Here is an 11,964-nt window from a genome sequence, read left to right as displayed (position 1 = left end):
AAAAACCTCAGATGCCCCCAGTCTCTCCCGAGCGTCTCCGCAGCTCCCACCGCGTCCCAGCACCTCAGCAGCGCCGGTGAAGGGCGTTCTATGCCTTACGCATTCAACGCGCAAGTGGAAAATTCAAGAATATCGCAAAAAACTTCAAATTCATTTTTTAAGCAATAGTTTCAAATAGTTAAGCGGCACTCACCTCATAGAAATCGGCGAAAATCATCCTTCAAGCACACCAGATATACCGCCTAGGTTTCAGTGCTTGTTGGTTCAAACCCAACATATAGTGAGAACACTACAGTCACCCACAAGACCATACCGACTCGACGGCAATCAGCGATTCATTTCCAATCCCGGAATCGCACCCGATATCGGCGCCGCCAGGCGCAATGCAAGTTGGCCTTACAGGGCCTTGCGCATTGTCTATGGATAGGCTCAGGTCTTTTCAAAGCAAACCCGATACGCCTGTGACCTTGATATGACGAATGACATTAAGTTTCCCTTGCTGCGAACCGTTGGGTTTGACGGTCTGTTGGTGACCTTTGCGCAAACCATGTCCGAGCCGTCGAACCGCGCCGCCCTGGCGTTTCGGGGCGCAGTCGAGGCGCAGCAGATTGACGGCGTGCTTGAGACTTCGGCCTCGCTGGCATCTGCATTTATAAGGTTTGATCCATTAAGCCTGTCGCATCATGACATCGAAAAGTTGCTGCGGGCTATGCTGGTCAGTCGCGATTGGTACGCTGCACCTTTGCCTGCGGGGCGACGATTCTGGAAAGTGCCGACGGTCTACGGTTCCGATCTTGCGCCACAGCTAGAAGATGCGGCATTGGCAGCAGGGTTGTCACCAGCGGACGCCATTGATCGTCTCAGCCAATCGCGTGTGCGGGTTTTAACCATCGGATTTGCGCCGGGCCAACCTTATCTCGGGCCACTCGGACCCGAATTCAACATTCCACGCCTGAAAGAGCTGACGCCGATGGTGCCTGAAGGGGCGTTGGTTTTGGCAATTTCTCAATTTGTCCTGTTCTCGGGGCCAACCCCAACCGGATGGCGTCATGTTGGACAAACCGCGTTTCGTTGCTTTCGTCCGGACATGGGGCGAAGTTTTGCCCTCAACCCCGGTGATGAGATGCAGTTCATCTCAGTCACGCGCGAAGAGCTTGAGGATATCCGTACAACCTGCACTGATGGCTCTGGTGGTGCGAGTTGCGAGGAGATCGCGACATGACGCTGATCGTCCACCGCATCGGCCCAGCTTGCACGGTTCAGGATCAAGGGCGCACCGGGTATCTGGATCAAGGCCTGTCGTGTTCGGGTGCCGCAGATATAGCGGCGCTTTATGAAGGGGCCGCGTTGCTTGGTAACACCCCAACGAGCGCCGCCCTCGAAATGGCGGGGATGGGTGGTGAGTTTGAGGCAACCGCACCAACCGCCATCGCGCTGACCGGCGCACCGATGCAGGCCAGTATCGATGGCAGCCCCGTCTTGTGGAATGCCTCGCATCAGATGGAGGCTGGGCAGCGGCTGGTAGTCGGGTCGGTGCTGCAGGGCAGTTACGGGTATCTGAATCTGGGTGGCGGGATCGGGACCGACATGACGCTCGGCTCACGCGCGGCCCATCTGACCGCAAGGATCGGGCGCGCCGTTCAAGCGGGTGATCACCTGCCTTCGACGGAAACCGGCAAGACCGGCCTGAAGCTGCGTTCGGAGGATCGGTTTTCAGGTGGGACGTTGCGGGTTGTGGCCAGCTTTCAAACTGCACTGTTCGATGACGAGACGCTGGCACGGTTTACGCAAACGACATTCCGCCGCGGCGCCCGAGCCAACCGGATGGGCATGCAGCTGGATAGTGAAGGTGACGGCTTCGCGGCCAAGGGTCAGTTGAACATACTGTCCGAAGTCATAACCCCCGGCGATATACAGATGACCGGCACCGGTGCGCCCTTCATCCTACTGCCCGAGTGCCAGACCACCGGAGGTTACCCGCGCATCGCAACCGTTCTGCCCTGTGATCTGCCCCGCGCTGCACAGACCCCGGCGGGAGGCGAGGTGCGCTTCGAATTCGTAACACTGGAACAAGCCATCACGCTGCAAGCCGCATTTAAGGCCGACCTTGCCCGCCTGCCCGCCCGTGTTGAACCATTGGTCCGCGATCCGCATGACATCCCGGACCTCCTGTCCTACCAACTGATCAGCGGAATGATCTCTGCCACCGAATAAGGAGTTATTGCGATGCCGAGCGTCGATCTGAATGCCGATATGGGCGAAAGCTTTGGCCCGTGGAAGATGGGTGATGATGAAAGCCTTCTGAAGATCATCACCTCGGCCAATATTGCCTGTGGCTTTCATGCGGGTGACCCTGATGTGATGGCCAAGACCATGGCTCTGGCAGCCCAGAACGGTGTGGGCATCGGTGCGCATCCCGGTTTTCCTGATCTGCAGGGATTTGGGCGTCGAAACATGAAAGTGCCCCATGACAGTTTGCGCAATCTGGTACGCTATCAACTGGGATCGGCAATCGGCATGGCCAAGGCGGTGGGCACTGAAGTACGGCACCTGAAATTGCACGGGGCGCTGGCCAACATGTGTTCGGTCGATATCGATATGGCGCGGGCCTGTTATCAGGGTGCATTGGACGTGGACCCGGACATCATCATCATGGTGCTGGCGGTCACCAAACAAGAAGAAGCGGTGCGCGAGCTGGGCTGCAAATGGGTGGGCGAGATTTTTGCCGACCGTGCCTATAACGACGATGGCACTTTGGTGGATCGGTCACTGCCGGGAGCCGTGATCCACGACCCTGCACTGGCCGGACCACGTATTCTGGAAATGGTGAAGGAAGGCGCCATCATCACCGAATCCGGCAAACGCCTTGAGACCTCAATCGATACGATCTGCCTGCATGGTGATGGCCCGACGGCAGTTCAGATCGCGCACTCGGTGCGCGAGAACCTGATCGCGGGCGGAGTCGAGGTCACAAAATTCATCCGTTAGTTACAACAACGTAACTTTGGCACCCCATCTCCAAACTGTTGCCCATGCAGGCCTTAGCGCCTAGCATGCATGGCAAGTGCATGATCTGACTACCACAAATCCAAGCAACGCGCCGCAAGGAGGTTAGCCTATGTCTTTTGATCTGATGTCCTACCAGCCAAGGGGCGACAAGAAGAACTCGGACTTCTTCACCGAATATCTTCCCAGGATTTACGAGCGCCGCATCAGCTCGGGCATTGCGGATCAGATCGGTGCGATGCGGGCCATTGTCATTCAGGTCGAGACAGATGCGCTGTTTGACACGCTGGTCGAGCTTTATGTGATGACCCCCTATCGCCACACCGCCAGCTATTTGGGACAGACACACAAGTTCTCGGTGATGCATTCACATGCCGATTATCCGGCGCTGATCCTGATGGCTCCGCTCAGCCCGACATTCGAGGATTTCATCCCGCGTATCAATCGTATGTACCCGCTGGCGCGCGGTAAGCCGCAGACGCGATATGTAGGTGAGATTTACGGTGCCACCGACCTGAAGGCGCTGACTGGAACGCTGGAGGATCAGAATATTCGGTTCGAATATTCTGGGGACACCGAAAATCCGTTCTACACGCTGGAAGGATACCGCTTTACGACGCCATCGGATTTCACGTGCAATCGCGTCGGCTATTCCACGTTGGATTTCAACGATACAGACAGTCTGGGACTGGGTGACCGTGTGCTGTTGAGTGATGCGGAACAGGTCAAGCTGGATCAGGCCGCCGCTTTTGGGACCGAAAGCAATATCTCACCACTGATGCTGGGGATCGACCATCTGGCGACACGCATTCTGGCCGGGGAACGTGAGGACGCGATCCTCGAGTTTCTGACCATGGTGCCTTATTACTTCTGGGGGGCGTACAACATCTTCGACATGAACTCGTCGACCAATGTGAATCGCAATGCCAATGTGGATGACGACAAGAAATCCCCTGCCAAGGTCTTTACTGCTAACAACACGCCGTCGTTCGTGAACTCTTTCGAGCAATTGCCGATGCCAACCGAGGATTTCGTGCGTAATTTCGGACGACGCTTGCACCACATGGCGGTTGAAATCCAGGACGGCGACCATGGCGCGGGTGAGAAAAATGTCGATTTCGTGGTCAACACTCTTAAAGACAAGGGCGTTCCGTTCCTGGCCCATGTGGTCGGGGAATGCAAAGATGATCCGAACCTGAAACAGATCTTCTCAAAGCACTCGAAACACACGCTGCTGATCACCGAATACATCGAACGCTGCCATCACTACGACGGCTTCTTCACCAAGGATAACGTTGCAGCCTTAACTGCGGCGGCCGGGCAAGATGAACAGTATAAGCACGGCCACGTCTTCGATTGATTTGCCATAAAAAATGGGCTGCGAGATCATCGCAGCCCAGGCCCATCCAGGAGAGAATGCCGGGTCTTATGACGGCCCGATCATGAAACACGTGACATTGCGCGCCTGTAACCGACGGCAGGCCAGATCAGCCTGTTCGCGGGTCATGCCCTGAAATGTCGCGTCAAACCCACGCGAGCTTTGGTTCACCTTGCGCAAAGTGCCTTCCAAAGTGGTCATTTCCGACAGCGCAGTTTTCAACAGAACCTTCTCGGCCTCATACCGTGTGGTGTAGCGGCCAACATTGACGCCCCAAAGGTGACCGCCGGATGTGGACAAGCGGGTCACAACTTCGGGTTCAGGCTCGGGCTGTTTGGCCGGTTCGACCGAGGCCAGCACCACGTTTTCGGAAGGCTTGGCGCCATCCGACGGTGCTATGTCTGCTGCTGCAATCGCAGCAGCGATACCGTCCTGAATCCGGGTGTTGTCTTTTTCAGCCGTTGCGGCGACCGACCCCGCGACCTGAACCGTTTCGCTCGCCACCGGGCGCAACACCGGGCGCAGGCTCTTTTTCGGCGGGCCCGCTTGGGCGACCACTTGTGCGCTACCCAGACCTGCATTCCCTGCATAGGCCGGGCGGGCGGGCTTACGGATTGGCGCACGCGAGGGGGCACGGCGGAAACCCATATCCAAAAGCTCGGCCACCCGGGCGTTGCGCGATGCACCTGATTTGCCACCGAAGACGGTCGCGATGATACGTTCATCCTTGCGCTTGGCCGAAGCAACCAGATTAAACCCTGCAGCGCGGGTATAGCCGGTCTTGATCCCATCGGCGCCCCGATAGGCTGCCAAAAGGCGGCGGTTGGTGTTCGGTACAGTCTTGATCCCTGCATTCGTCGATTGGCGCGAGAACAGATTGTAGTACTGCGGGTAATCATACAGCAGATGACGGCCCAGCGTGGTCATATCCCGCGCGGTCGACAAATGCCCCGACTCGGTCAAACCATGGGCATTCTTGAAGGTGGTCCGGCTCATCCCCATCGCTTTGGCGGTGCGGGTCATGCGACGAGCAAACGCCGCCTCGGACCCGCTGAGGGCGATGCCGATCGCGGTTGCCGCGTCATTGGCGGATTTCACCGCCGCCGCCCGGATCAGATAGCGAAACGCGATTCGCTGCCCAGTGCGCAAACCCAGCTTCGAGGGCGGCTCAGCCGCTGCAGCCTTGGTGATGCGCACCTGAGTGTCCAACGTGATCTCACCATTCCGCACGGCCTCAAACGCAATATACAGCGTCATCATCTTGGTCAGAGATGCCGGATGCAACCGCGTGTCGGCATTGCGGGAATGCAGCACTTCTCCGGTGCGTGCGTCGATCACCATGGCCGCGTAAGGGGCCGCCATGCCCTGAAGTGGTGCAAATGAAAGCAGCCACAGAAATGCTATAAGTAATAAGCCCATTCGGGCCGGAACTGTCCGCCGAATCTGCACGATCTTTGCCTCTGTCTGCCTCGCGCCGCCGGGTTTTCCCGGTCAGCAATTTTTATTTTGATATTCTTCAGGCTAACACAGGGACGGGTTTAAAGAAACTGAAAGCTGCGTTTGAGTGGATCATATACACAATCAGATTCACGCTACATATGGTGCTTAATGCGCGCCCGAACACCATACCGGCGATTGTGCCGAATTTCAGGCAAGCCGTGTCATCGAATTTTTTGTGACTGATGTCAAACGGCAACAGGTCAGGAAATCTGATCAATCAAAGCTGAAAGATCACCCAAATCCTTCAACTCGCGGAACCGTGGGTTGGAAGTTGGGACCTCGGCCTGCTCGACCTCCCATACCAACCCGTGCGGGACATGCACGCCCCAGCACCCGGCTTCGATTGGGGCCACCACGTCAGAACGCATCGAGTTTCCGATCATCATCGAAGCGTCGGGTCCATCACCGTACTGGTCAAAAATCATCGCATAGGTCGCCGCCGTTTTTTCGCTCACGATCTCGACGCCATCGAACAGCTCACCCAATCCGGATTGCGCCAGCTTGCGCTCCTGGTCGATCAGGTCGCCCTTGGTGATCAGCAGAACCTTATGCGTCTTGGCCACCGCCTCGATGGCCTCGCGCGCATGGGGGAGCAGTTCGATGGGATGTGCCAGCATCTCCTGCCCCGCTTCAACAAGTTGGCGGATGACGCGCGCCGGTACGCGATCTTCCGTCACCTCAATCGCTGTCTCGATCATCGATAGTGTAAAGCCCTTGATGCCATACCCATAGTGCTGGATGTTGCGCTTTTCGGCGGCAAGTAGACGTTCCATCAGGTGATCGTGATCGGCGTGATCGGCGAGCAATTCGGCAAAATATGCCTGAGTCAGCTGGAAGAAACGCTCGTTATGCCAAAGGGTATCGTCTGCATCGAACCCGATTGTTGTCAGCTTGTCCCGCATCGCATTTCCGTCCGGTTGCTCTTTTCTCTGGCCACCGTGACGTTATATAAGCCGGGAAACAATTCGTAGTGTGAATCGAGATTCTCTTACAGCAATGCGCAAACACCAGTGGATCATGTCTGAAAAGGACGACGAAGACGACGACACGTCGGTCCTGGTGCAAACGCGCCCCAAGACCAAGCGGCCGCCGCTGTATAAGGTGTTGTTGCTGAATGACGATTACACACCGATGGAGTTCGTGGTGCATGTGCTGGAACGGTTCTTCGGCATGACCCATGCGCAAGCGTTTGAAATCATGCTGACCGTACACAAGAAAGGTGTCGCCGTGGTTGGCGTGTTCAGCCATGAGATTGCCGAGACCAAGGTCGGGCAAGTCATGGATTTCGCGCGCAGGCATCAGCACCCGCTGCAATGCACCATGGAACGCGAAGAATAACGCACGGCCATGTCCTCTCGCCTTGATCTAGCCCTGAACAGCGGGCTCAGCCTGTCGCAACCGCTGACTGTCTTGGCGCCCACCCTGGACCACGATTTGTCGGACCTTCCGCGCGAGGCGCAGATGGTGCAACCGTTCAAACCATTCCACGATCACTTTGCCACGCAGGGCTTTGTCGCAACGCCCAATAGTGATGCGCCTTGCCAGGATGCGGTCGTGTTTCTACCGCGCGCCAAGGCGCTGGCCCGGGCGCTGATCCATCAGGCCTGCAGCCGCGCCAGCGGGGTCATCGTGGTGGACGGGGCCAAAACCGATGGCGTCGACAGTTTGCTGAAAGACATCCGCAAGCGGGTCGCGATCGAGGGTCCAATCTCGAAGGCACATGGCAAGATTTTCTGGTTTCAGTCTGTTGCGGACGCCTTTGCCGACTGGGCTGCGCCTGAAAACCAAATGGTTGACGGCTTCCATACCGCGCCCGGTGTGTTTTCCGCCGATGGTATCGATCCTGCCTCGGCCCTGCTGCTGAAGTCTCTGCCAACCAAGCGCGGCACGCGCATCGCTGATCTGGGTGCAGGTTGGGGCTTTCTGTCCGCAAGGCTGATCGACGACACCTTGCGCAGCCTGCATCTGGTTGAGGCCGACCACACCGCCCTTACTTGTGCCCGCGCCAACGTCACCGACCCCCGTGCGCAGTTCCACTGGGCCGACGCCACCAAATGGAGCGCGCCCGAGCCGCTGGACATGGTGATCATGAATCCGCCCTTTCACACTTCGCGCAGCGCCGACCCGACATTGGGCCAGGGCTTTATCACCAGTGCTGCACGCAACCTCACCCGCAACGGTCAACTCTGGATGGTTGCAAATCGCCACCTGCCTTACGAGGCCACGCTGGCCGAGGCTTTCGCCAGTGTTGACGAAGTGGCAGGAGACAACCGCTTCAAGGTGTTCCATGCCTCTCGCCCTCGGGGCTGAGGCCCGCTAACCTTCGCCAGAACTCAGGAGGATTCGCATGTCCTTTTCCATCGCGGGCAAAACCGCAATCGTTACCGGGGGTGCCAACGGCATCGGACTGGCCATCGGACGGCACTTTGCCGATGCAGGCGCCAATGTCATGTTCGCCGATATGGATGAAAAGCGCCTGTCCGATGAGCTGGGCGAACAGGCGGATGACAGCAACATCCGTTATTTCGCCGGTGACCTGCGTGAAAAGCTGACCATCGCCAATCTGCTTTCGGCCACGCTGGATGCGTTTGATCAGGTTGATATCCTGATCAATGGTGCACGGCAGGTGATCCCGTCGGACCCGCTGGACACCGATGACGATTCCGTGCGCACATTGCTGAACCAGAACCTGATGCCCGCGCTGCGACTGAGCCAACTAGTGGCTAAGCGATTTATCAAACAGGCTGATGGAGACGATGAGAACCCTGCCGGGTCAATCATCAACCTGTCCTCGATTGCCGCACGCCGCACCCATCCCGATCTGATGGCCTATTCCGTTTCGACCGCTGCGCTGGATCAGTTGACCCGTTCGTTGGCGGTTGCACTTGCGCCCAGCCGCATTCGCGTAAACTCCATCGCACTGGGATCAGTCATGAGCGCTTCATTGCAGTCAACGCTGAAAGAAAACCGAGATTTCCGGGACGACATCGAAAAACATACTCCGCTTTCCCGGATTGCCGCTCCGAACGAACTGGTCGAAACCGCGCAATTTCTCGCGTCGGACGCTGCGGGCTTCATGACAGGCCAAATTCTAACCATTGACGGAGGCCGCACCCTGCTGGACCCTGTCGCAGCCCCGGCCCACTGATCCCAATGTTCGATAACGAAAAAGCCACCGCCGCTGCCTGGTTCCGCCAGTTGCGAGATGACATTGTAACCGCCTTCGAAGCGTTGGAAGACAGCCACACCTCAGGCCCCTTCTCGGATTCTCAGCCGGGAAGGTTCGAAGTCAAAGAAACTAAACGGCAGTCTGACGATGGCTCCGACGCGGGCGGCGGGCTGATGTCGGTGATGCGCGGGGGCCGCGTGTTCGAGAAGGTGGGCGTTAATGTCTCAACCGTCTTTGGTACGCTGGGTGAGCGCGCGCAAAACGCGATGGCTGCGCGCAAGGGTATTCCGGGGATGAAGGACGACCCCCGGTTCTGGGCTTCGGGCATCAGCCTTGTGGCCCATATGCAGAACCCGCATGTGCCTGCGGTCCATATGAACACCCGGATGTTCTGGACCCCACATGCCTGGTGGTTCGGCGGCGGCTCCGACCTGAATCCCTGCATCGAATATGACGACGACACCGCCCATTTCCACGCCACCCAAAAAGCGCATCTCGACCCGCACGGACCCGGCCACTACCCGCGCCTCAAAGATTGGGCTGACGAGTATTTTTATATCCCCCACCGAAAGCGCGCTCGGGGTGTCGGCGGGATCTTCATGGATGACTATTGCACCGGCGACTGGCAGGCGGATTTTGCGCTGACTCAGGACATCGGTCGCGCCTTCCTGCCCGCCTTTCTGCCTCTGGTCGAAAAACGCCGGGTGCAAAGCTTTGACGACGCGGACAAAAACACCCAGCTGGTGCATCGTGGGCTCTATGCCGAATACAATCTGGTCTATGACCGGGGCACCAAGTTTGGTCTGGAAACCGGGCACGACCCCGATGCTGTTCTGATGAGTCTGCCGCCCTTGGCCAAATGGGTCTGACCGCTAAAACCCCATATCGATGGAATTATCAAAGCAGTAGTTTTGCGCCGAAGCGGCGGAAAGGTTCTCACCCACCCTGTTGACGGTCAAAGAATATCCCGGATTGGTATCCGCGCCGGGCGGTGGAGTTAGCGAAAACTGCACTGTGCGAACACCTTTCTCGTAAGCTTTGGAAACATAAATCCGCTGCGAGTTTGAAACTCCCAATGTGCGAACTGCATAATCCCCAATTCCACACCAATAGGTGACCGCGGCCGAGGACCCGCCGACAGGCTTCACTTCGTAGGTTCCATCCTTTAGCGGCGTGATCTGGGTTCTGAACTGCGGTCTTAGTTTATAGCCAAAACCAACGCCCTGAGACTGCGCAATGGTGGGGGCCAGTATGATGGCTGTCAAAGAGAGGCATGTAAGAAAACGCATATAAAACACCCTATGAAAAACGCGATCACGGCTGAGACGACGTGGGACCAACCAGCCTATACGAATCAATATAGTCAAACCGGGCCTCAGGTCTAACTCAACCCGTAACACATCAACTTGAGTGAAAATTCTTTCTTTGAATATGTGGTGCGCTATGATCTCTGCATCAGCAGTTTCCAGAGTGGCCCGTGGAAAAGTCATTTCCCAAAGACTGGTTCGATCTTTCCGGTGAAAAATACGCCGACTTCGGTGCGTTATTTTATCTGGCTGCCCTGACCAAAACGCATCGTAACCGCAGTTTGGCACAGGTTCTCTATGCGTTCGAAACGCCGCTGAGATTGGGCCAGTATCACATCTTCCGCCAAAACGGCTTTCCGCGCGGATTCGTGACATTTGCCGGTCTCAGCCCGGAAGCCGAATATCGCTATGCGGTGGAGGAAGAGCCGCTGAGAGATGTCGATTTCGCCAGTGGCTCATCCTTCTGGATCATCGATATGGTGGCACCCTTCGGCCAAACTCGTCAGATCGTCGACATGCTGAAACGGGACATCCCGCACCCACGCGTGCGCACCAATCGCCTCAGCAGCGACCTATCCACAAAACGTATCGTCGAATGGACACGCGATGACCAGCAACAGGTGCATATGCGCCTTTACCGCGATGCCGAATTTGCCAGAACGCTCGAGCAGGAAAACGGATGACTTCGGTTGTAACCATATCGGGCGATATCACGGGCGACGTGACCGGCTTTCCTCCTAATGTTGCTTCGGGTGACCTCGATGTCACCGCAACATCGGATTTCGGAACCTTCACCGGGGCCACCTGGGCAATCTCCGATCAACCGGATTTCGGCACCGCCTCAATAGATGCGAACGGTACATGGACCTATACCGTCGACCCGGCCTTCTTCGATAGCCTTGATGACGGAGTGATCCAATTGGACTCGTTCGAGGTGACGGTCACCGCTAACTTCGCCAATGGTTTCTTCACCTTCAGTGGAACCCAGACCCAGATCATTGATATCACGATCGAAGGCGTATGCTTTACCGCAGGTACTCTGATTGAAACGGCGGAAGGCCAGCGCGCCATTGAGACCCTGCGCGTGGATGACGACGTGTTGACTGCCGATCACGGAATACAGCCGATCCGCTGGATCGAAAGCAGCACCATGTCGCCCGAGCGGTTGCGCGCAAATCCTGCGATGCGCCCGGTGCGAGTGACCGCAGGTAGTCTGGGACCTGGTGTTCCATCCTGCGACTTACTGGTGTCTCAACAGCATCGCCTCCTGATCCGCGGCCCAAAGGTCGAGATTCTGTTTGGCGCGCCCGAAGTGTTGGTCGCCGCCAAACATCTGTGCTCGTGGCCGGGAATAGATATTGATACCGGTGATGAGCCGGTCGAATACCTGCATATTCTGCTGGACAGGCACGAGATTTTGTTTGCCGAAGGGGCTCAGGCCGAAAGCCTGTTTCTGGGTGAAGAAACCCTCCACACGCTGTCTTCTGACGCGCTGCAGGAACTCGCCGCAATATTCCCCGAGCGCGCCTCGGACGAACATATCGGCTTCGGCCTTGCTGCGCGGCTGATCCTGCGCGAACATGAGGCGCGTGCGCTTGCCTAGG

The 11,964-nt window shown here is 57.2% G+C and carries 13 protein-coding genes; 10 read left to right on the top strand and 3 right to left on the bottom strand.

The features are described 5' to 3' along the window. The first annotated feature begins 472 nt into the window (after positions 1–472). The 4 genes from ACR0CZ_RS19945 to ACR0CZ_RS19930 all read left to right on the top strand — a co-directional run bounded on the left by ACR0CZ_RS19945 (position 473) and on the right by ACR0CZ_RS19930 (position 4,366). Positions 473–1,222, top strand: a complete 750-nt coding sequence (locus ACR0CZ_RS19945; protein ID WP_170396058.1) for a 5-oxoprolinase subunit B family protein — start codon at positions 473–475, stop codon at positions 1,220–1,222. Further along, positions 1,219–2,214, top strand: coding sequence for a 5-oxoprolinase subunit C family protein (locus tag ACR0CZ_RS19940; protein WP_170396056.1), 996 nt, complete (start codon positions 1,219–1,221; stop codon positions 2,212–2,214). Before ACR0CZ_RS19945 ends, ACR0CZ_RS19940 begins: the two co-directional genes overlap by 4 nt. Before the next feature lie 12 nt (positions 2,215–2,226). Next, the gene (locus ACR0CZ_RS19935; protein ID WP_170396054.1) at positions 2,227–2,988 is read left to right on the top strand and encodes a 5-oxoprolinase subunit PxpA; all 762 of its coding nucleotides are present in this window, start codon (positions 2,227–2,229) and stop codon (positions 2,986–2,988) included. Positions 2,989–3,118: 130 nt separating this feature from the next. Next, positions 3,119–4,366: a hypothetical protein gene (locus ACR0CZ_RS19930; protein WP_170396052.1), complete on the top strand. Its 1,248-nt coding sequence runs from the start codon at positions 3,119–3,121 to the stop codon at positions 4,364–4,366. Positions 4,367–4,432: 66 nt separating this feature from the next. On the opposite strand, the gene ACR0CZ_RS19925 is transcribed toward ACR0CZ_RS19930, so the two are convergent. Continuing rightward, the gene (locus ACR0CZ_RS19925; protein ID WP_170396050.1) at positions 4,433–5,803 is read right to left on the bottom strand and encodes a D-alanyl-D-alanine carboxypeptidase family protein; all 1,371 of its coding nucleotides are present in this window, start codon (positions 5,801–5,803) and stop codon (positions 4,433–4,435) included. A gap of 281 nt (positions 5,804–6,084) precedes the next feature. Beyond that, positions 6,085–6,786: an HAD family hydrolase gene (locus tag ACR0CZ_RS19920; RefSeq protein ID WP_170396048.1), complete on the bottom strand. Its 702-nt coding sequence runs from the start codon at positions 6,784–6,786 to the stop codon at positions 6,085–6,087. A gap of 94 nt (positions 6,787–6,880) precedes the next feature. Here ACR0CZ_RS19920 and clpS point away from each other — a divergent pair, with 94 nt between their 5' ends. From clpS to hemF, 4 genes are read left to right on the top strand one after another with little or no spacing between them, the layout of a single operon-like run. Continuing rightward, positions 6,881–7,222, top strand: a complete 342-nt coding sequence (gene clpS, locus ACR0CZ_RS19915) for an ATP-dependent Clp protease adapter ClpS (protein ID WP_170396046.1) — start codon at positions 6,881–6,883, stop codon at positions 7,220–7,222. A gap of 9 nt (positions 7,223–7,231) precedes the next feature. Beyond that, positions 7,232–8,194, top strand: coding sequence for a class I SAM-dependent methyltransferase (locus tag ACR0CZ_RS19910; protein ID WP_170396044.1), 963 nt, complete (start codon positions 7,232–7,234; stop codon positions 8,192–8,194). A gap of 37 nt (positions 8,195–8,231) precedes the next feature. Next, positions 8,232–9,032 carry an SDR family oxidoreductase gene (locus ACR0CZ_RS19905; protein ID WP_170396042.1) on the top strand — a complete coding sequence of 267 codons (801 nt, stop codon included), beginning with the start codon at positions 8,232–8,234 and terminating at the stop codon, positions 9,030–9,032. A 5-nt stretch (positions 9,033–9,037) separates the two neighbouring features. Then, the gene (hemF, locus tag ACR0CZ_RS19900; RefSeq protein ID WP_170396040.1) at positions 9,038–9,922 is read left to right on the top strand and encodes an oxygen-dependent coproporphyrinogen oxidase; all 885 of its coding nucleotides are present in this window, start codon (positions 9,038–9,040) and stop codon (positions 9,920–9,922) included. A 3-nt stretch (positions 9,923–9,925) separates the two neighbouring features. On the opposite strand, the gene ACR0CZ_RS19895 is transcribed toward hemF, so the two are convergent. After that, positions 9,926–10,342 (bottom strand): hypothetical protein, encoded by a 417-nt coding sequence (locus ACR0CZ_RS19895; protein ID WP_170396038.1) that lies wholly within the window; start codon positions 10,340–10,342, stop codon positions 9,926–9,928. A gap of 188 nt (positions 10,343–10,530) precedes the next feature. Between ACR0CZ_RS19895 and ACR0CZ_RS19890 the strand changes: the two genes are divergently transcribed. Next, positions 10,531–11,043, top strand: coding sequence for a toxin-activating lysine-acyltransferase (locus tag ACR0CZ_RS19890; RefSeq protein WP_170396036.1), 513 nt, complete (start codon positions 10,531–10,533; stop codon positions 11,041–11,043). Continuing rightward, positions 11,040–11,963 carry a Hint domain-containing protein gene (locus ACR0CZ_RS19885; RefSeq protein WP_170396034.1) on the top strand — a complete coding sequence of 308 codons (924 nt, stop codon included), beginning with the start codon at positions 11,040–11,042 and terminating at the stop codon, positions 11,961–11,963. Before ACR0CZ_RS19890 ends, ACR0CZ_RS19885 begins: the two co-directional genes overlap by 4 nt. The last annotated feature ends 1 nt before the right edge of the window (position 11,964 follow it).

The sequence above is a fragment of the Ruegeria sp. H9 genome, from assembly GCF_056532915.1.
The sequence above is the reverse complement of the archived record's forward strand: the minus strand, read 5'-3'. Positions and strand labels throughout refer to the sequence as shown.